Annotated in this window: 18 protein-coding genes; all 18 read right to left on the reverse strand. The window is 36.5% G+C overall.

The genetic code is table 11. The annotated features are described in order from the left end of the window. Positions 1–103: 103 nt before the first annotated feature. Positions 104–1,648 (reverse strand): ribonuclease Y, encoded by a 1,545-nt coding sequence (gene rny, locus BN6559_RS02080; RefSeq protein WP_110953207.1) that lies wholly within the window; start codon positions 1,646–1,648, stop codon positions 104–106. Positions 1,649–1,886: 238 nt separating this feature from the next. Then, the gene (locus BN6559_RS02085) at positions 1,887–2,354 is read right to left on the reverse strand and encodes a regulatory protein RecX (RefSeq protein WP_199883685.1); all 468 of its coding nucleotides are present in this window, start codon (positions 2,352–2,354) and stop codon (positions 1,887–1,889) included. Further along, positions 2,347–3,396: a recombinase RecA gene (recA, locus tag BN6559_RS02090; protein ID WP_110953209.1), complete on the reverse strand. Its 1,050-nt coding sequence runs from the start codon at positions 3,394–3,396 to the stop codon at positions 2,347–2,349. Before recA ends, BN6559_RS02085 begins: the two co-directional genes overlap by 8 nt. Before the next feature lie 173 nt (positions 3,397–3,569). Then, positions 3,570–5,159: a DEAD/DEAH box helicase gene (locus tag BN6559_RS02095; RefSeq protein ID WP_110953210.1), complete on the reverse strand. Its 1,590-nt coding sequence runs from the start codon at positions 5,157–5,159 to the stop codon at positions 3,570–3,572. 20 nt (positions 5,160–5,179) lie between these two features. Next, positions 5,180–6,421, reverse strand: coding sequence for a competence/damage-inducible protein A (locus BN6559_RS02100; protein WP_110953211.1), 1,242 nt, complete (start codon positions 6,419–6,421; stop codon positions 5,180–5,182). A 166-nt stretch (positions 6,422–6,587) separates the two neighbouring features. Beyond that, the gene (gene rimO / locus BN6559_RS02105) at positions 6,588–7,919 is read right to left on the reverse strand and encodes a 30S ribosomal protein S12 methylthiotransferase RimO (protein ID WP_110956234.1); all 1,332 of its coding nucleotides are present in this window, start codon (positions 7,917–7,919) and stop codon (positions 6,588–6,590) included. An 18-nt stretch (positions 7,920–7,937) separates the two neighbouring features. Continuing rightward, positions 7,938–8,981: an ABC transporter substrate-binding protein gene (locus tag BN6559_RS02110; protein ID WP_110953212.1), complete on the reverse strand. Its 1,044-nt coding sequence runs from the start codon at positions 8,979–8,981 to the stop codon at positions 7,938–7,940. Between the two features lie 253 nt (positions 8,982–9,234). After that, positions 9,235–10,314 carry a cell division protein FtsZ gene (gene ftsZ, locus BN6559_RS02115; protein WP_110953213.1) on the reverse strand — a complete coding sequence of 360 codons (1,080 nt, stop codon included), beginning with the start codon at positions 10,312–10,314 and terminating at the stop codon, positions 9,235–9,237. Positions 10,315–10,341: 27 nt separating this feature from the next. Beyond that, on the reverse strand, positions 10,342–11,541 hold the full coding sequence (gene ftsA / locus BN6559_RS02120; RefSeq protein ID WP_110953214.1) for a cell division protein FtsA: 1,200 nt from the start codon (positions 11,539–11,541) through the stop codon (positions 10,342–10,344). 168 nt (positions 11,542–11,709) lie between these two features. Then, positions 11,710–12,039 (reverse strand): small basic family protein, encoded by a 330-nt coding sequence (locus BN6559_RS02125; protein ID WP_110953215.1) that lies wholly within the window; start codon positions 12,037–12,039, stop codon positions 11,710–11,712. Positions 12,040–12,041: 2 nt separating this feature from the next. Next, entirely contained in the window at positions 12,042–12,731 is a 690-nt protein-coding gene (locus tag BN6559_RS02130) for a DUF881 domain-containing protein (protein ID WP_110953216.1), read from the reverse strand. Positions 12,732–12,753: 22 nt separating this feature from the next. Continuing rightward, positions 12,754–13,500, reverse strand: a complete 747-nt coding sequence (locus BN6559_RS02135; protein WP_110953217.1) for a cell division protein FtsQ/DivIB — start codon at positions 13,498–13,500, stop codon at positions 12,754–12,756. Between the two features lie 145 nt (positions 13,501–13,645). Next, positions 13,646–14,575 carry a D-alanine--D-alanine ligase family protein gene (locus tag BN6559_RS02140; RefSeq protein ID WP_110953218.1) on the reverse strand — a complete coding sequence of 310 codons (930 nt, stop codon included), beginning with the start codon at positions 14,573–14,575 and terminating at the stop codon, positions 13,646–13,648. Positions 14,576–14,589: 14 nt separating this feature from the next. Next, positions 14,590–15,840: a UDP-N-acetylglucosamine 1-carboxyvinyltransferase gene (gene murA / locus BN6559_RS02145; protein WP_110953219.1), complete on the reverse strand. Its 1,251-nt coding sequence runs from the start codon at positions 15,838–15,840 to the stop codon at positions 14,590–14,592. A 44-nt stretch (positions 15,841–15,884) separates the two neighbouring features. Continuing rightward, on the reverse strand, positions 15,885–17,261 hold the full coding sequence (murC, locus tag BN6559_RS02150) for a UDP-N-acetylmuramate--L-alanine ligase (protein WP_110956235.1): 1,377 nt from the start codon (positions 17,259–17,261) through the stop codon (positions 15,885–15,887). 85 nt (positions 17,262–17,346) lie between these two features. Further along, a complete protein-coding gene (murG, locus tag BN6559_RS02155; RefSeq protein ID WP_110953220.1) occupies positions 17,347–18,459 on the reverse strand; it encodes an undecaprenyldiphospho-muramoylpentapeptide beta-N-acetylglucosaminyltransferase in 1,113 nt (370 codons plus the stop codon). A 42-nt stretch (positions 18,460–18,501) separates the two neighbouring features. Beyond that, complete coding sequence (gene spoVE / locus BN6559_RS02160; RefSeq protein ID WP_110953221.1) at positions 18,502–19,599, reverse strand: stage V sporulation protein E; 1,098 nt, start codon at positions 19,597–19,599, stop codon at positions 18,502–18,504. 12 nt (positions 19,600–19,611) lie between these two features. Beyond that, entirely contained in the window at positions 19,612–20,970 is a 1,359-nt protein-coding gene (gene murD, locus BN6559_RS02165) for a UDP-N-acetylmuramoyl-L-alanine--D-glutamate ligase (RefSeq protein ID WP_110953222.1), read from the reverse strand. Between the last annotated feature and the right edge of the window lie 5 nt (positions 20,971–20,975).

Raw genomic sequence — 20,975 nt, forward strand, 5'->3', positions numbered from 1 at the left:
ATAATCTACAACTCTAATTCGCTGTATTTGATTCAATTCCCTTCAAGCTTATATAAAATATTAAAAACGACCTTGTAGTTACAAGGTCGTTCATTTTGCCAATTTATTTTGCATAATCAACTGCACGTGTTTCACGTATTACAGTCACACGAATTTGTCCAGGATATTCAAGCTCACTTTCAATTCTCTTAACAATATCACGCGCCAAAGCAACGGACGTGACATCATCAACTTTATCTGGTTTTACCATAATACGAATTTCGCGACCTGCTTGAATAGCAAATGACCTATCCACACCTTCAAAAGACTCTGCAATTTCCTCTAAACGAGTCAATCGTTTTAAATAACTTTCAAGACTTTCACGCCGAGCTCCAGGACGTGCTGCAGATACAGCATCGGCGGCTGCTACAAGAACAGCTTGTACGGTCTTAAACTCTTCATCACCGTGATGCGCTGCAATCGCATTAATCACTTCAGCAGACTCACGATATTTTTTAGCTAAATCAGCACCAATTGTTACATGCGGACCTTCTACTTCATGATCTACTGCTTTACCCAAATCATGGAGTAAGCCGCCGCGTTTTGCCAGCATAACATCAACACCAAGTTCTGCTGCCATAACACCAGCCAAATGCGAAACTTCAATAGAATGTTTCAAAACATTTTGACCATAACTAGTTCTGTATTTCAAACGACCCAATAATTTAACTAATTCTGGGTGCAATCCATGAACACCAGTTTCAAAAGTTGCTTGTTCACCAGCTTCTTTTATCCGTTGTTCAACTTCTTTTTGCGCCTTTTCTACCATCTCTTCAATGCGTGCTGGATGAATTCGCCCATCCGTAATTAATTTTTCCAAGGCAATTCTAGCCACTTCACGCCGTACAGGGTCAAAGCCTGATAATATTACAGCTTCTGGAGTATCATCAATAATCAAATCAATTCCAGTAAGAGTTTCTAAAGTACGAATATTACGACCTTCACGGCCAATAATTCTTCCTTTCATTTCATCATTTGGCAATGCAACAACGGATACCGTTGTTTCCGCAACATGATCCGCCGCACAACGCTGGATTGCTAATGAAATGATGTTACGAGCACGCTTATCAGCCTCTTCCTTCGCTTGCTGCTCTATCTCTTTTATCATCATTGCTGTTTCGTGTTTTATTTCTTCTTCTGCATTTGCAAGTAACATTGCACGTGCGTCCTCAGAAGTTAAGCTAGAAATTCTTTCAAGCTCAGATAACTGTTTCTTATGCAATTCATCAATTTTTTCTTGACATTTATCAACTTCAATTTCTTTGCTATTAAGTATTTCCTCTTTTTTCTCAAGGGAATCAATTTTTCGATCAAGGTTTTCTTCTTTTTGAACTAATCTACGTTCTAAACGTTGTAAATCATTACGACGTTCCTTTGTTTCTTTTTCTAATTCCAAACGTAACTTGTGAATATCTTCTTTCGCTTCAAGTAACGCTTCTTTTTTCTTAGCCTCACCCTTTTGCTGTGCATCAGCAATCAGTCTTTTAGCTGCTTCTTCAGCTGAACCGATTTGCGATTCAGCAGATTTTTTTCTCGTCCAATAACCAATACCTGCACCAATAACGATCGCAAGTATTACAGATAATACTATTTCAACGATAATTTTCACACCTCCTCTGCTACGTTTTATTCATTTTTAAATAGAGCGCTCCACCCTACTTTTTTCTTACATACTCAATTGCTTCCCTCTGACAATTGATTGTGCTCTTTCAAGCAATAAAATACTATAAAATCATTATGGCATAACTGTACAAATTTTATTTTAAAGGTTTTTGAAAGTAGTGTCAAGCTAAGCTATTTTGTATATCCGAGACAAAGCCATAGAAGTTCGCTATAAAATCGAACTTCTATACATCTTCGTGATTTTCTTCACACTTCACATACGATGAAATTACCTCTTTAACAACAGCTTCTTTAAAGCCTTTACTATATAAATATCTCATCATAATTTTTACATCCATTGGATAGGGTGGTCTATATTTCTGCAAAAAAATTTTTTCCGCGACTTTTCTTTCATAGGTACATAACATCTGATTTTTACACTGCTCTACAAGACCCAATGAAAAACCTTTTTGCATTAATTTTTGGGCAATATAATTTAAACTGTACTTTTCTTTACGGCAGTATGATTCAAATAATGTAATACAAAGCGTGGCATCATCAAGATAGCCACGCTTTGTTAATATTTGAATCGCATCGTCAATGTCTTCCCCTGTATAACCTTTGCTTTGCAGTTTAAATTTTAGTTCTTCCGTTCCATATGCTCGCAATGCCAGGAGATCTACTGCTAAAATCAATGCTGTTTTTTTAGTCATTCTCCTGCAGCTCACTTTGTGCGGCATTCTCTTCCGCTGGAGTCGTTCCCGTCGATACAATCAATTTTTCTCTGACTTTTTTCTCAATATCTGCAGTAATCTGTTTATTTTCTCTTAAAAATTCTTTTACATTTTCTCTACCTTGTCCAAGACGATTTCCATCGTAAGAATACCAGGCACCACTCTTTTCAATAATCTCCATTTCCGTACCAATATCTACAATGCAGCCCTCATGTGATACGCCTTGACCATACATAATATCAAACTCAGCTTGCTTAAATGGAGGTGCAATCTTATTTTTAACAACTTTAATTCTAGTTCTGTTGCCGACTATTTCATTTCCTTGTTTTAATGTGTCAATTTTACGAACATCTAAACGAATGGTCGCATAAAATTTTAAAGCCCGTCCACCTGTTGTTGTTTCTGGACTGCCAAACATGACTCCAACTTTTTCACGAATCTGATTAATGAAAACTGCTGTAGTTCGTGATTTACTAATTACCCCAGTTAATTTACGCATCGCTTGTGACATCAACCGCGCTTGTAATCCTACATGAGAATCACCCATTTCGCCTTCTATTTCTGCTTTCGGAACTAATGCGGCAACTGAGTCAACAACGACTACATCAATTGCACCGCTTCTCACCAAAGCGTCTGCGATTTCAAGCGCTTGTTCACCATTATCTGGTTGCGAAATAAGAAGATTATCAATATCTACACCGAGCTTTTTTGCATAAACAGGATCTAATGCATGTTCAGCATCAATAAAGGCAGCTATCCCGCCTAACTTTTGTGCTTCGGCGATAATATGTAATGCAACTGTAGTTTTCCCTGAAGACTCCGGACCGTAAATTTCCACAATACGTCCACGTGGAACGCCTCCAACTCCCAATGCAATATCCAGAGGTAATGTCCCCGTTGGAATTACTTCAATATTCATTCGTGCCGATGCTTCTCCCAACTTCATAATCGAACCTTTACCAAAGTCTTTTTCTATTTGTTTCATCGCATTTTCTAAAGCTTTTATCTTATCAATACTCATATAATCCGCTCCCTTCATTGTCTTTTATCATTTTACAAACATTTGTTCGTAAAGTCAATAGTTCTTTCAATCTACAACTGAAATTCGACAAGCGTAGATGAAAACCTTTACAAATAGCAAAAAAGACTAAACTCCGGCTAAAAATAGAGTTTAGTCTTTTTATAAATAAATGATTAACGGCTTTTCGCAGGTTCTACATTGATCTTATAACCCTTCATTGTGTTCCTATGCATAACAGATAAAACACGTTCTGCAACATCTTCAGGCACTTCAACAAAAGTAAATCGATCATAAATATTGATGACACCAATAATATTACCTGGAATATCAGCTTCCGCTGCAAAAGCACGCACAATATCTTCTGGCCGTATTTTTTGACTTCGTCCGATATTCATAAATAATCGAACCATGCCTGGTGCGCCACCGGTATTTTCCATTTTTGAAGCTATAGCTGTATCTTCAGTTTCTTTTTCTTTAAAACCTTCTACAGATAATTTAATTGCTGCCGCTGCGATATCAATAGCATCATAGTCCCCCGATAAATCAGAGACAATTGTATGATAATCGGCAAATTTATTATTTTCCAAAGTTTTAATTAAACGTTCTTTAATTAATTCACGTTGACGTTCTAAAATATCAGCCGAAGACGGCAATTGCTTACGAACCAACTTTGCTCTCGTTAGACGTTCAATTAGCTTTAACTGACGATATTCACGCGGTTCAATAAAGGTCATCGCTACACCTTTTTTGCCAGCTCTACCAGTACGCCCAATTCGATGCACATAAGATTCATGATCTTGTGGAATATCATAATTAATTACATGCGTAATATCCTCGATATCGATGCCACGTGCAGCAACATCTGTTGCAACTAAGATCTCTAACTTCCCTTCACGGAATTTTTTCATTACGCGGTCACGTTGTGATTGACTTAAGTCTCCATGAAGTCCATCTGACATATAACCACGCGCCTGTAAGGAAGCAACAAGATCATCTACGCCTTTCTTCGTGCGACAGAAAATGATGAGTTTACCGGTTTCTTCTACGTCTAATACACGACATAAACCTTCAAACTTATCACGCGTTTCATAATAAATCTGATCAATCAAAGGTACCGTCAAATTTTCCCGACTAATGCTAACTTTTTTAGGGTTTTTCATATATTTACCAGAAAGTTTAGCAATTGGCCCCGGCATCGTAGCCGAAAATAATAAAGTTTGACGTTCTTCACTAGATAACTGTTCTAAAATGGCTTCGATATCCTCAACAAACCCCATATCTAACATTTCATCTGCTTCATCAAGAATCAACGTTTTTACATTTTCTAATTTAATGGTGTTCCGACGAACATGATCCAATAAACGACCTGGTGTTCCAACAACAATTTGAACCCCAAATTTCAATGAACGAATTTGACGATCAATGGATTGACCTCCATAAATCGGTAAAGTCTTCACACGTTTATATTTTCCTATTTTATTAAATTCTTCTGCGATCTGAATCGCAAGTTCACGTGTTGGTGTCAATACCAAAGCCTGGATATGACGACTGCCATCTACGATCTTTTCAATCGTAGGAATTCCAAAAGCCGCCGTCTTTCCGGTACCAGTTTGTGCTTGACCAACAACATCATGTCCTTCTAATACCAACGGAATCGTTTGACTTTGGATCGGTGAAGGTTCTTCAAACCCCATATCACTAACCGCTGCCAATACCTTTTTACTTAATTCAATATCCCCAAATGTAGTTATATCTTTCTTCAAATTATATTTCCTCCTAAAAATTAAAGTTCTTGTACATAGTGTCTTACAATGTCTAAAGCTGCCTGCGATGTACGATATTTAATATATTTACGATCCCCATTGAAATTATATTTATATACTCGACTTCCAAGACTGCCTGTAATCGCAATATAAACCAATCCGACAGGTTTTTCTTCACTTCCACCTTCCGGACCGGCAATGCCGGTAATCCCAATACCAATATGCGTATGAAATTTATGCAAAATTCCCTCTGCCATTGCTATTGCAACTTCTTCACTTACGGCACCCTTTTCTTGCAAAACCTCTTCTTTTACATGCAGTTCATCTTTTTTCACTTCATTGGTATAGGATACCACAGAGCCGTAAACATAATTAGAACTGCCTGATACATCAGTTAAACGACTCGTTAGCAAACCGCCCGTACAAGATTCTGCACACGCAATCGTTAATCTTTTGTCAGTAAGCAGCTTTCCAACAACCTCTTCCATATCACCATCGTCGACTGCAAAAATAAATTGACCAATACGCTTTCTTATTTCAGTTTCTACCTTACCAATAAGTGCTCTAGCCTTTTCATTTGTATCCGCTTTTGCCGTGATACGAACAATAACTTCCCCTGGTCTTGCAAGCAATGCTAAAGTTGGATTGCCTTGATTGAGAATTAAATCTTCAATTTTTTCCTCTAATAAAGATTCACCAATTCCAAACGTATTTAATACTCTTGATACAATGACACTTTCACATCCAAATTTTTTAGATAAATATGGAACTACTTTTCGCATGAACATATCTTTTAACTCATGCGGTGGTCCAGGTAAATTGATAATGACTTTCCCACTATGCTCAAGTACGATGCCTGGAGCAGTCCCACAAGCATTATCCAACACAAAAGCGCCATCTGGTATCATAGCTTGCCGAATATTATTTTCCGTCATTTGCCTGCCGCGCGAACTAAAAATTTTTTCAATATTGTCAAGACTAGGTTGATGAAGTTTCATTTCTAAATCAAATAAGCTGGCAGTTACTAATTTGGTAATATCACCTTGTGTAGGGCCAAGGCCGCCTGAAGTAATTACAATATCGGCACGCTGTAAAGCAAGTTTTAATACATCAGTCATTCGTTGACGATTATCACCAACAGTGGTTTGATAAAGCACATCAAGCCCCAATTTATTGAGTTGCTTTGCTAAATAAGCAGAATTGGTATTCACAATTTGACCTAACAATAACTCCGTTCCCGTTGTTACGATTTCAATAATCATTTTATTACTCCTTTCTAAATTTCGTTACTACATAAGTTTTTAAAGGCTACATGAGTCTAAACAAAAAATAGCAGGTATCTCGTGCCCCTACTATTTTCCTATATTCGTATCTGTTAACGTTACTTGCAACACACGCCTAATTGAAAAATTTATCAGTTCTAATTTGCTATTCAATTATTTTTTCACCTACGATATCATAAGTAAATCCCTGCAACATCTTAACTCGAATCATACTCCCAGGTTTACTGTCTGTATCACCCTCAATATATACCTGTCCATCCACTTCCGGTGCTTCGCGATAAGAACGACCATACGTAACATTCTTTTGCTCATTATCACGACCTTCTACCAGAACCTCCAGTGTTCTTCCTTCTACCGTTTGATTGATTTGTTCAGATATCTGACACTGCAATGCCATTAAATCATGGTAACGTGCTTGCTTGATTTCATCAGAAATCTGACTTTCCATATCATATGCAGGTGTATCTTCTTCATGGGAGTATGTAAATACGCCTACCTTATCAAAACGTTGTTCTTCCACAAATTGTCGGAGTGATTGATATTGTTCATCCGTTTCACCAGGAAAACCTACGATAAACGACGTCCGTATTGTTACATTTGGAATTCGATCTTTAATTTTAGCAAGAAGTGCAGCTACACTTTCTCTCGTATCCAATCGAGCCATAGATTTTAAAACATCATTATGTGCATGCTGCAATGGCAAATCAATATAATTGCAAATTTTAGGTTCATTTGCAATTAGTTCAATTAGCTCATCTGTAAAATATTTAGGATAACAGTATAAAATACGAATCCATTGTAATTTCTCAATCTTAACAAGCTCTTTCAATAAATCAACAAGTCTAATTTTACCATACAAATCCTTACCGTAACTTGTTGTATCTTGTGCAATCAAATTAATTTCTTTAACGCCGCTATTCGTCAAACGAACCGCTTCAGCAACAATGGATTCAATCGTCCTGCTGCGATAATTTCCACGAACCATCGGAATTACACAATAAGAACAACGATTATTACAACCTTCTGCAACCTTAATATACGCACTATATTCTGGAGTTGTTGTAATACGCGTCATCTTCTCATCATAGATCGTGTCTATCGGACCATCAATTACAACACGATTGCCCTTCAACGTCTCTTCTACTGCCTCAACAATTCGATGCCATGCACCAGTACCTACGACAGCATCTACTTCTGGCATTTCATCTAACAACTCTTGTTTATAACGCTGACCAAGACACCCAGCAACAATAATAGAACGACATTTTCCTTCATTTTTATATTCTGCCATATTAAGAACTGTAGTAATTGATTCTTCTTTCGCAGACTTAATAAAGCTACAAGTATTCACAATTAGAATATCCGCTTCGCTCGGATTTGATGTAAGCATAATTTGATGATCTGTTAAAGCACCTAACATTACTTCTGTATCAACCAAATTTTTTGCACACCCTAAACTAATAAAACCAGCCTTCAGCATTATTTACCTCCAATTTTACGGTCTTTCTTTCAAACGAACATTTTTTACCCATCGATCAAGCACGGCAGATTTTTGCTCTACCGTTAAATCAGAATAATTTTCAAAAAGTTTCAGATTTTTACCTGTAAACATTTTATATGCAACGGTTTCCTGATTTGTCGGCACAAAGAAAAATTTATTTTTTTGTAAATAAAGCTGTACATCATCCTGCACTAACCAATTTACAAACTGCTTTGTCTCTATTTTATTTTTTGTCGATTTTAATATGCCCACGCCCGTTAACATGTATGAAGTTCCCTCAGAAGGATAAATCATACTAATAGGAAAATTATCGTTGATATAACGAATCGTTTCACTCTGAACGGCAATTGCAATATCCACTTCTCCCATTCCAGCCATTCTTACCGGCGTTGCCAAATATTTAGCATATTGCACAACTTTAGGATGTAACTGCGCAAGTAGTGTAAATGCCTTCTCTTCATCGTATTCAGCAACTAAAGTAAATAGCAGGTTTGCAGATGCATCTGCGGCTAAAAAGTCTGTAATACCTAGCCTCACTTGATTCAAATTGGTAATATCATCCCAGCTTGAAGGAATTTTAGGCAACATTTTTAAGTAATCTTTATTTGCACAGATGACAATTGGATCATACCAAATTCCGACCCAGGCTCCCTGCTCATCTTTGAACTGACTTGAAATAATGTCGGTTTGTTCCGAAGAATAATTAGAAAATACTTTCGCCTTGGCAATTTTAACAAGTACCTCTTTATTCGCAATTACTGCATCAGCAGAATCGTTCATTGGAACTGCATCAACAGTAAATTTTTTTATTAATTCTTTTTCCGTCAATGGGATAAAATGAATCTTAACTTGGTGGGTAGTTTCATAAGCATCTGCCAAAATTGCAATATGTTCAACAGGCAGCGTTGTATAAACGGTGATACTTTTTTGGTTTTTATCAATATGATTGTCTGCATATCCAGCTAAATAAATATTACCTGCCAAAACAAGCACCAATAAAATAAAACTAACCAAAAATAAAGGTGTATATCGACGCATGATAATGCCTCCAGAATAAAATAACAAATCTTACTATACCTTTAATTCGATAACTATGCAACATAAATTATTATAAAACTATAAAATAATAAGAAATAATTATGTTTTTTTCTATATAAGATCAATCTTTTGCGTAATCAACATAAACTTCTTTCATTTGCTATTATAAGCATTATTAAAAAATTTAACAATATATTTAATAAAGCTGACCGCTCATCAAATCATAAACGGTCAGCTTTATCTTATCACTTCGTTATTTACGCATCCAAGTAGGAATATCTAAATCAGGCATTTTAAATACACCAAGTTTTGTCGGTTCTTCTGTCGTTAAATTCGAAGCAGATTCAGATACTACAGACCCTGCTGCCGGTTTTGCTGGTCGATCATCAAAGCCAGTCGCAATTACAGTAACACGTACTTCGTCATTTAAACTTTCATCAATAACAGAACCAAAAATGATATTGGCCTCTTCATCTGCAGCTTCAGCAATAATTTGAGAAGCTTCATTCACTTCAAATAAGCTTAGATTAGAACCACCTGTAATATTAAGAAGTACACCTCTTGCTCCCTGAATTGAGGTTTCCAACAATGGACTATTAATTGCTGCTTCTGCCGCAGCAACTGCAGCGTTATCACCCGTACCAATTCCAATCCCCATAAGTGCTGATCCGGTATCACTCATAATGGACTTCACATCAGCAAAATCTAGATTAATAAGCCCAGGAACTGCAATCAAATCGGAAATACCTTGTACACCTTGTCTAAGTACATCATCGGCAATACGGAAAGCATCCATCATCGAAGTTTTTTTATCAACGACTTGTAATAAACGATCATTCGGAATTGTAATTAATGTATCTACTTTTTCTTTTAATTTTGCAGTACCACTTTCTGCTTGTTTTTGACGTTTACGTCCTTCAAATGAAAACGGTCTAGTTACTACCCCAACAGTCAACGCACCAATTTCCTTAGCACACTCAGCAACTACAGGAGCTGCCCCGGTACCGGTTCCACCACCCATACCAGCCGTAACGAAAACCATATCCGCCCCTTTTAATGCCTCAAGAATCTCTTCGCGACTCTCCTGTGCAGCTTGTTCTCCAATTTCAGGTCTCGCCCCTGCACCCAAACCTCTCGTCAACTTTTCACCAATTTGGATACGTTTTGGTGCCATAGCATGAATTAAAGCTTGCGCATCTGTATTTACAGAAATAAACTCAACACCTTGCAAACCTGAAGAAATCATTCTATTTACAGCATTATTACCGCCACCGCCAACACCAATAACTTTTATTTTCGCAAATTGATCAAGATCCATATCTAATTCAAGCACTCTATGTTCCCCCCACAAAATCAAATATTATAAATTCAACATTTTTCTTAATTTACCAAAAACTGATTGATATACTTTTTTTTCTTCTATTTCTATAGTTTCTTCAACCATGAAGTTTTCTCCTGCATAACGCAGTAAACCATATCCTGTAATATCTTTTGGGTTCAAACATTCATCGGCTAAATCTTCTATTACGACCGGATTAACATGCATTGTAAATGTTTTTTGCAAACTATCAGTAAAATTATAAAGGAATGAACATCCACCTGTAAAGTAAATATTCTCAATATTACGATCAATAAGTTCCAAACTCACTGCCTCATAAAGAATATTGATTATTTCATTAACTCTACTATCAATAATATCATATAAGAAGTCATACTGTACATTCTTATCTTCAATATTTTCATCACTACAATCTAAAATGATATTTTTCCCTAATAAATCATGATCCAATTTGCTAAAATATCGTTTTAATTTCTCTGTATGCTCAAAATCCAATGTAAGCCCTTGCATAATGTCATGAGAAATATATTCTCCACCAATTGGCAAAGAATATAATTTAATAAATTTACAATCTTCGTAAATCATCATTTCCGCATTGCCAGCACCAATATTTATCAATAAATAAGATTTATTTTTCAAATGCCTGCTTAACAATTCATGCATACTGAAAATATTCGAAACAAACTGATGATTCTTTATTCCTGCAATCTGTAAAGCTTCAACTAACTGATGAAAGCTATCATTTGAAATGGTAATTAATGAGCACTCACATTCTAATATTGTCCCACTTTTCCCCAATGGAATGTTTTCACATACACAACCATCCAACCGATATTGTTTTGGAATTATATGCAACACTTTTGCTTTCTCAGGCATCGCCATTAAAATTGCCGCATTATTTACATGTTCAATATCTGTTTTGTGAACACAGCTATTAGGCAGAGTAATACTGCCTAAAGCAAAGTGAGAATTTAAATGCATTCCACTAATTCCGACAATAACATCGTCTATTTTACCATTTTCTGTTTCATTTGTACACTCAATTACCTGTTTTATCGCATTACCTAATGCATGGACATCTTGAATCTCACCCTTTTCGAAACCTTTGGATCTAACTACACCTTCACTATAAATATCAATATAGCCTTTTTTCACATTTGCTCGATACGCTCTTAATTGGAATGTACCAATATCAATCGCTAAAATTCGTCGTGTCTCCATAAAAACCTCTCAAAGTTATACATATTATGTACAATTGTAAATTCAATAAATTTTGTAAATTTCCTTTTTTAATAAGAATTTTCTTTTAAAATTTTTATTAAAAAAGGAAATTTACATGCAAAACGTAGCTAAAACAAATTTCAGCTACGTTTTACCATCCAAACTAAGTTATTTTTTTAAAAAATAACGCCTAATAATCGCTAAGTTTTGGAATATTCTAAGTCCAAACGCTAACATTGCAACATAGTATAAATCAATACCTAAACGATCTCCGATATAAACAAGTCCTGCCGCCATCAATGCATTTGTAAAAAATCCTGTAATAAACACGGTATTATCAAATTTCTCTTCAGCAGCAGCTCTAAGTCCTCCAAATACAGTATCAAGTGCTGCTAATAAGGCTACTGAAAATAATTTTGCATATTCTTGCGGAATACTAAGAGGACACAAACTCCCAATAATTAAACCTACAATAAGTCCCAAAATAGGCAATAACATAATCATTCACCCTCCTTTACAGGACGTGCATGTTCAAAGCGGAATGTCCCCTTATATCCAGGTATCGTTACCTCTTCTGCTTTTTTTATGTTAATCTGAATTCCCCAAAATTGTAATGTTTCAACCACACCACCACGCATTTTTAATGCATTTTCTAAATTCTTAGAATCTCCCAACGCTGTTATTTCATAAGGTGGTGAATAACGCGTATTATTTACTGACAATGTCGGTCCTGCACAACGAATCTCAGAACTCGCAATTAAACGCTGCTCATTAATAGAAATTGCCTCTGCTCCTGCTGCCCAAAGTTCATTGATTACTTTTAAAAGATCGTCATCATGAATTAAATATAAATTTGGATTTTCACCTGTTTTAGATTGACGTTTACTGTCATCAATTGTAACAACGAGACCAGGTCCTTTTAAAGGCGTGACCCCCGCTCCCATTTTTATATTTTCCATTTGCGTTGTTACAACTTCTTTATCTGAACTTTTTCGAAGTGCTTGCACTTCTTCTAGCAAAGCATCACGATCTTTCTCTGTTTGTGCTAAACGCTGCGATAAATCTTCTATACGCTGAAATGGTACTGTCGATCTAATATCTTGTGTTGTCCTAAATTGCACCGCAATCATAAAACCAAGTACGATACATACCAATGCAATTGCTGCGCGGCCTTGTTTAATTGGCAACATACCAAACCCTCCCTTAACTGCTCTATTTTTTGAATTTAATAAACGGTGATGCAAAATTTAGATCTATGTATTCGATCGGCAATTTTGTTTTCTTCAGCTCGCCTAAAAACTCTTCTGTTAATTTTGCCTTTTCTAATAACCGCTCATTCTTTCCAATTCTAATTTGCACTGAACTGTTTGTATAAGCAATCAGCTGATCTGATGATGTTGCATTTACCTCCGACATCTGGTTAATAGAAGATTCGTCTAAATACGAAAGATATTCCAATACATTATATAAAACCGCATGATCAACCTTATCTCCCACATAGAGGTTTTGCAAAACAATACCTGTTATCATAGGAACATTAATATTTTTGATATTTTTATAGGCGGCCAAAATCAAACCTGACTTATCAATTTCAAGAAAACCGTAGTCACAAGCAATATACGCAATCGGTTTACGCTCTACAATGTGAATTGTAATTCTACTAGGAAAATCCCGTGATACAGCAGCTTCAGAAATACGTAAATCTTTCAGTAAGCGTTCTTGAATCTCTTTTGTGTTCAATCGAAAGATATTGATTTTCTCTGGCACACCTGCAATTTGGTAAATTTCTTCCGTGGTCAAATATTTATTCCCATCAACTTTAATTTCTCCTATAGAAAAAGTAGGTGAAATGATAAAAGAAAATCCCGTGATTAATACGATAAATATAAATAATAAACTTAAAAATAATTGCTTTGAAGTCGAATTTTTCACTACACTACTATCCTCTAGATCAGCCATTTCAAATTCACCTCGATTTCTTTTTATAATCGTAAAAACATTATTTATTATACACTAGCTTACCATAATATAAAATGTTTAATTGATACTTTATTAAAAAAATTTAGACAGCATGAAATGCTGTCTAAATTTTACATGAAAAGAACTAATCTTTTGCCATCCATAATAATTTTTCACATAAATCCGGAAAACTTACGCCGGCAGCCTGTGCAGCTTTTGGCACCAAACTCGTTGAAGTCATTCCTGGGACAGAATTGACTTCAAGCACATAAGGAATTCCATCTTCACCCAGCATCAGATCAACACGCGCGATTCCACTGCACCCAAGAAGATCAAATGCCCGCAAAGCATTTTTTTGCACTTTCTTCACGACATCCTCATCTAGTGCAGCTGGCACCAGATATTCTGTTGCACCTTTTGTATACTTCGATTCATAATCATATTTACCTGAGTGAGGAATAATCTCAATGATTGGAAACGCTTCCTTATTTTCGTTTCCCCAAACAGCAACAGTTAACTCACGACCTTTAATAAATTCTTCCACTAATATATTAGGGCTGTATTTAAATGCGTTGTTTATAGCCGCTTGCAAATCCTCTATTTTCTCTACAATCGTCACACCGATGCTGGACCCTTGTGCCGCTGCTTTTACCACAACCGGGATTGCAAATTCATTGGTAATTTCATTTGCTAAATCACGTTTTAAATCAAATTTTGTATAAACTTTAGATTTTGGCGTAGAAATCCCACTCGCAACAAATAAACTTTTTGATGCCGCTTTATCCATCGCGATTGCACTGGCAAGCACACCCGATCCAGTGTACGGAATTCCTAATAAATCTAATGCACCTTGTAATTTTCCATCTTCACCAAATTTACCATGAATTGCATTAAAAACTACATCACATCCGCTTTTTTGTAACTGTTCAAATAATTTTGGCGGGTCAAGTTCTATGCCAACAGCATTATATCCTTTTTCTAATAATGCACCCAATATTGCATTTCCTGTATTTAATGAAACTTCCCTTTCTTCTGAAGGTCCTCCCATCAATACTACAATTTTTTTATCTTTCATGAATGTTCTCTCCTCTATTCCATATCCCGAATAATGCATGCGCCTAAACTTTGTAATTTCTTTTCTATCGTTTCATATCCGCGATCAATATGATTTACTTGTTTTATAACAGATGTTCCTTCTGCAGCTAATGCAGCTAAAACTAACGAAGCTCCAGCTCTTAAGTCTAATGCTTCTACAAGAGTTCCTGTTAACTTATTTACACCACGAACAATTGCGCTGCGTCCTTCAACTCGGATTTTCGCTCCCATCCGAATCAACTGATCTACATGCTGAAAACGATTTTCAAATATCGTTTCTGTTACAATACTTGTTCCCTTAGCAATCGTTAATACAGCAAGCATCGGTGCCTGTAAATCCGTCGGAAACCCCGGAAACGGAAGTGTTTTTATATCGGTATTATATAATTGATCAGCTTTTACCCGTATAAAATCATTTCCAACAGTAAGAATCGCCCCAATTCCTGATAACTTATCTAAAAGCGAAAACAAACAATTTGTGGGAACATTTGTTACTGTAACTTCTCCACGTGAAATCGCACCAGCTAAAATAAAAGTTCCTGCTTCAATTCGGTCCGGTATAACCGTATGCTCCGTCGCGTATAATTTTTGCACTCCATGAATTAAAATGGTATCTGTCCCAGCACCGCAAATACGAGCTCCCATTTTATTTAAGAATGTTTCTAAATCAATAATTTCTGGCTCACGCGCTGCATTTCGAATCGTCGTTATCCCTTCTGCTAAAACAGCCGACATCATCGCATTTTCAGTCGCACCTACACTTGGAAAATCTAATACAATTTCGGCTCCAGCTAATCTTTTTGCCTCTGCGATAATGAGCCCATGTTTCTCTGTTACATTTGCTCCTAGTTTTTCCAGCGCTTTAATGTGCAAATCAATTGGTCTTGGTCCAATCGTACAACCACCAGGATAAGACAAACGAACTTCTTTAAATCGGCCAATTAAAGCACCCATTAAAAAAATAGAAGCACGCATTTCTCGCATCAATAGCTCTGGAATAAAAACCTCACTCACTGCGCTACTGTCCACAACTAAAGAATTTCCTTCTCGTGAAACCTTAGCACCTAAAAGTTCTAAAATAGCAACCATATTCTTAATATCACTTAAATCAGGCACATCATGAATTATACTTGTTCCTGAACATAACATTGTCGCCGCTAAAATTGGCAAAGCAGCATTTTTTGCTCCACTAACTCTAACAGAGCCTTTCAAATGTACTTCCCCTGTGACGATAAACTTATCCATCGCCTAACCTCCTAGAAAAGTACAATCACCCCAAATTATCACATTTATTTCTCATTTAATTTTGCAACAAGCTCTTCCCCTGTCAAATAAATGTTACCAGCCCCCATTGTCATAACAAGATCCCCTGCTGTGACAAAATCGCTAAGATAAGATGCAATTTCTTTCCTATCTGCAATATATACAATATCTTTATGCATATGCTTTTCTACTTCGGTTCGGATCGTTTCACCCGAAACACCTTCAATCGGTTTTTCTCCAGCAGAATAAACATCTGTTAGAACAAGCATATCTGCTTCATCAAAGCAAACTCCAAACTCTTTACGTAGTAACTGCGTACGCGAATATCTGTGTGGCTGAAACACGCAAATCAAACGTTTGGGTTTTGTTTGTCTGGCTGCAGATAGTGTTGTGCTAAGTTCTGTCGGATGATGCGCGTAATCATCAACTACCCACACATCCTTCACCCTGCCTTTTGTTTGAAAACGACGTTTGGCACCATTAAATTGGCGAAGCCCTGCTGCCATAGATGTGATAGAAAGCCCCAATTGATCCCCCACAATAATAGAAGCCAACGCATTTAAAACATTGTGTTTACCAGGAATATTCAATGAAATTCTACCTAAATTTTCGCCATGTCGATACACTTCAAAAGACGTTCCTGCACCATTTGTTGTAATATTTTTCGCAACATAATCTGCGTCCTCATCTATCGCATAAGAAATAAATTTACGGTCAAGTTTTTTTGCAATATTTCTAATATGTACATTATTAAAACAAAGAACTGCTAACCCATCTTTTTGTGGTAAATTATTTAAAAATTTCTCAAAAGTTTTTAAAATATTTTCCATCGTACCATAGAAATCCATATGATCATTTTCAATATTTGTAACAACGGCGATTTTAGGCAATAATTTTAAGAAAGAACCATCACTTTCATCTGCCTCCGCAACCAGATATTCACCATGACCGAGTTTAGCATTACTTCCTAAGTAATCAACTTCTCCTCCAATAATAATGCTAGGATCACTCCCTGCATAATCTAACATTACACCAATCATTGAAGTCGTCGTTGTTTTTCCATGAGCACCCGCAATCGCAATACCCATCTGCTGATTCATTAATGCCGCTACAATGTCCGAGCGATGAAATATTTTTATATGCTTCTCTTTTGCTGCAACTACTTCTGGATTTTGTTCAGATATTGCGGTAGACACTACGATTGCATCTGCATTCTTAACATTCTCTTTTCTTTGCCCATAAAAAATAGTAGCCCCTAAAGCTTTTAGTTTTGAAACAATTTCTGAATCTTGCAAATCAGAACCTGAAACTTCAAACCCCTTTTCAACCAAAATTTTCGCAATTGCGCTCATGCCAGCTCCACCAATGCCGACAAAATGAATTTTATTAATACCATTTAGCAACAATTTTTCTCTCCTTTCGCGCATCAACAACCTTAACTAAATATGTGCTATATTTTATGCATAAAATATGCAATCTGTTACAATATCAACATTGTTTTGCCAGGTTTATTGCAAGACCTGCAATTTCGCTTGCAGCTTCTGGCTTTCCTAACGCCAGACTCGCCTTAGCCATATGCTCTAATTTCGTATCATTTTCTAACAATTCATCTATTACATGAATCAGACACTCTGCTGATAAATCACAATCGCGAATGACAATTGCCGCTCCTTTTTTTTGCATTATCATTGCATTGTATTCCTGATGATTTTCAGCTGCATAGGGATATGGAATCAAAATAGAGGGAATGCCTCTAGCGGTAAGCTCTGCAAGACCAACTGCCCCAGCTCTAAATATTGCCAAATCTGCAATTGCCAAAGCTTGTGGCATATCATACAAATATGGTTTAATTATAATATTTCCAATACCTTCCGTATCTATACCTTGCTTTTGCAGCTTTGTAACTATGTCATTATACTCATTTTTGCCAGTAACATGCAATAGTTGTATATTACTATTTTTCGAAAAATGTTTATGTACAGCAATCATTGCACGATTGATACTTCTCGCACCACGACTTCCACCCGAAATCAAAATTGTCTTTTTCTTACGATCAAGCTCAAATTTATAAATTCCCGCATTCTTATCTGCACTCATGACTTCCTGTCTAATGGGATTTCCAGTAAACACGACTTTATCTGGAGAAAAATATTGCCCGGCTTCGTTATACCCAACCGCAATTTTATCAACAAACTTCGCCAAAATTTTATTTGTAATGCCTGGAATTACATTCTGTTCCTGAATCATGGTTGGAATTTTCATTAGACTAGCAGCTAATAAAACTGGCCCGCAAACATACCCCCCAGTACCAATTACAACATTTGGCTTAAACTCCTTGATAATTTTTCTTGCTGTCCATACACTCTGCATCGACTTGAAAATTGTTTTAACATTCTTTACACTCAGCTTGCGTTCAAAGCCACAAATATCTACCGTTTTAAATGCTAGTCCTTCTTTAGGAATAATATCCGCCTCTAAACCAGCCTTTGTCCCGACATACAATACTTCACAATGATCCGTCATAGATTGTATTGTTTTGATCAAAGTAATAGCGGGGTAGATGTGCCCACCTGTTCCCCCGCCCGATACAATTATTCTCATGAATTATCCTACGCTCCTTACTACCGAGATTCCCCAATCCTATTAAATTGCACGTTTGGATATGTTAAGCAAAATGCCCACGCCAGCCATCGTAAAAATAAGTGCTGACCCTCCAAAACTTAAAAAGGGTAATGGAATACCAGTAACCGGCATTGAAGCTGTTACAACAGCAATATTCATCAATGCCTGCACCAATATCATTGTCGTTAACCCTGTAGCTAATATACTTCCATACACATCAGGCGCTGACATCGCTGTTCTTAAACCGCGCCAAGCAAACAAGAAAAATAACACCAAAATTGTTGTTGTTCCGATCAAACCAAGTTCTTCTCCTAAGATAGAGAAAATAAAATCTGTATGAGGTTCTGGCAAATATAAAAATTTTTCACGACTACGACCCAATCCAACACCGAAAATTCCACCTGACCCAATTGCATAAAGTGACTGAATGATATGATATCCGGTATTTAACGGATCGGCCCAAGGATCATGAAAAGCCACCAATCTCTTTAACCGATATGGCTCAGCTAATATTGCCGCCACAATACCAACAACACCAACTGCGGTTAAGGATGCTAAATGCCAAATTTTTGCGCCTGCGATAAAGAGTAAAACAAAAACTGTACCCGCAATGGATAAGGCTGTGCCGAGATCTGGTTCCTTTAATATGAGCCCAAAGATAATGGCTAACATACCCAATTGCGGAACAACACATTTTCTAAAGTTTTCAATCTTATTTTGATAGTTTGCTAAATAATAAGCGCTAAACAACACCATACTTAATTTAGCAATTTCAGATGGTTGAATATAAAGCGAACCACTTCCCAGCCACCGTCTTGCACCATTTACTACCTTTCCCATTCCCGGAACTAAAACTAAAATTAGTAATATAATCGTAATTAAAATAATAGGTTTTGCTAGTTTTCGCCATACATGATAATCGATATTCATCGTAAAAATCATCGCTAGTAATCCAAGTGAAGCCCACACAATTTGCCGTTTCAAAAAATAGTAGCTATCGTTAAAATTTACATTCGCCGATACGGCACTTGCACTATATACCATTACGATGCCTAGCCCCAATAAAGCTAAGACTGAATAAAAAATGATATAATCGGGCGAATTAGGTCTAGCAACCAAGCGAACTCCCCCCTATTTTAATTTATAAACAAGTTCTTTAAACGCTCTCCCCCGTTCTTCAAAACCATCAAACATATCATAGCTGGCACAAGCTGGTGATAATAATACGACTTGTGGGTGATTTGCTAATTGATTTGCTAATTTAACAGCTTCTTCCATAGAATACCCAGTTTCATAAATGTTATGAAACTCATTTGCAATCGCTGCTTCTTTAAATCGCGCTGCAGCATTTCCTATCAAAATGAGTGCATCTACTTTCTTTTTCACAAGTTGCATAAATTCTGTTAAATCTGTATTCTTGTCATGACCTCCGGCAATTAAAATAATATGCCCATCAAACGCTTCTAATGCCTTAATTGATGATTCAGGGTTTGTTGCTTTCGAATCATTAAAATACGGAACTCCATGAATCGTTGTTACAGGTTCTATTCGATGTTCTACCCCAGAAAATTCTTTTAAAACTTCAGCCATTGATTGAACATCAACACCAGCTAAAAAAGCAACGCCAGCTGCAGCTAATGCGTTTTCAATATTATGTCCGCCTTTTATTTTCACATCATCTACTGAACAAATTTTATAGGACTTCCCTTGCCAAACAATCATCAACTCATTATTTTTAACAAAAGCGCCCTCATTCAATTCCCTTAAGCGGCTAAAAAACATTACCGTACTTTTTGCCCGCTTCGCCATATCTCGTACTTTGTCATCATCATAATTCAGTACTAAATAATCGTCCTTTGTATGATGAGAGAAAATCTTTTCTTTCATCTTTTGATAATTCTCTAAAGAACCATGCCGTGCAATATGATCTGGAGTAACATTTAAAATACTTACTATATGCGGATTGAAATCGATGGAGGCTTCTAATTGATAACTCGATATTTCTGCAACTATGCAGCCTTCTGCTCCAACTCTATGTACCTCACTCGATAACGCTACGCCAATATTTCCACCAACACCTACTTTCTTACCTGTCTTTTTCATAAATTCACCAAGTAATGTTGTTGTTGTTGTTTTTCCATTTGTTCCGGTAATCGCATACATTGGCACTTTACATAAACGATAAGCGACTTCAATTTCACTGATTACCTCGACACCTTTTTCTATTGCTCTTTGTACCAATGGAACTGAAATCGGTACACCCGGTGACAAGATTAAATAGTCAATATTCGTTACTAAAGCTTCATCTTGAGCTCCTAATTCGACTTGTATTCCACACTTTTTTAACGTGTCTAAATCATATTTTTGTGCAATTTGTTCATTTGCATCACTTAAAATTACAGTGGCGCCTAATTCTTTTGCAACTCGTGCAACCGCATTACCGCTGATTCCAACGCCTAAGACAACAACTTTTTTATTTGCAAAATTCATTATTT

Origin of the sequence: Massilibacillus massiliensis (assembly GCF_900086705.1) — a bacterium.
Lineage (GTDB): Bacteria > Bacillota > Negativicutes > FLKF01 > FLKF01 > Massilibacillus > Massilibacillus massiliensis.

What these genes read in the sequence shown, in the direction of transcription:
- BN6559_RS02110 (WP_110953212.1), bottom strand. Translation starts at nt 8,981, where the DNA reads ATGCGTCGATATACACCTTTATTTTTGGTTAGTTTTATTTTATTGGTG.
- murA (WP_110953219.1), bottom strand. Translation starts at nt 15,840, where the DNA reads ATGGATAAGTTTATCGTCACAGGGGAAGTACATTTGAAAGGCTCTGTT.
- BN6559_RS02140 (WP_110953218.1), bottom strand. Translation starts at nt 14,575, where the DNA reads ATGAAAGATAAAAAAATTGTAGTATTGATGGGAGGACCTTCAGAAGAA.
- BN6559_RS02100 (WP_110953211.1), bottom strand. Translation starts at nt 6,421, where the DNA reads ATGATTATTGAAATCGTAACAACGGGAACGGAGTTATTGTTAGGTCAA.
- BN6559_RS02085 (WP_199883685.1), bottom strand. Translation starts at nt 2,354, where the DNA reads ATGACTAAAAAAACAGCATTGATTTTAGCAGTAGATCTCCTGGCATTG.
- recA (WP_110953209.1), bottom strand. Translation starts at nt 3,396, where the DNA reads ATGAGTATTGATAAGATAAAAGCTTTAGAAAATGCGATGAAACAAATA.
- ftsA (WP_110953214.1), bottom strand. Translation starts at nt 11,541, where the DNA reads ATGGAGACACGACGAATTTTAGCGATTGATATTGGTACATTCCAATTA.
- BN6559_RS02130 (WP_110953216.1), bottom strand. Translation starts at nt 12,731, where the DNA reads ATGTTGCCAATTAAACAAGGCCGCGCAGCAATTGCATTGGTATGTATC.
- BN6559_RS02135 (WP_110953217.1), bottom strand. Translation starts at nt 13,500, where the DNA reads ATGGCTGATCTAGAGGATAGTAGTGTAGTGAAAAATTCGACTTCAAAG.
- murG (WP_110953220.1), bottom strand. Translation starts at nt 18,459, where the DNA reads ATGAGAATAATTGTATCGGGCGGGGGAACAGGTGGGCACATCTACCCC.
- murD (WP_110953222.1), bottom strand. Translation starts at nt 20,970, where the DNA reads ATGAATTTTGCAAATAAAAAAGTTGTTGTCTTAGGCGTTGGAATCAGC.
- BN6559_RS02125 (WP_110953215.1), bottom strand. Translation starts at nt 12,039, where the DNA reads ATGTTATTGCCTATTTTGGGACTTATTGTAGGTTTAATTATTGGGAGT.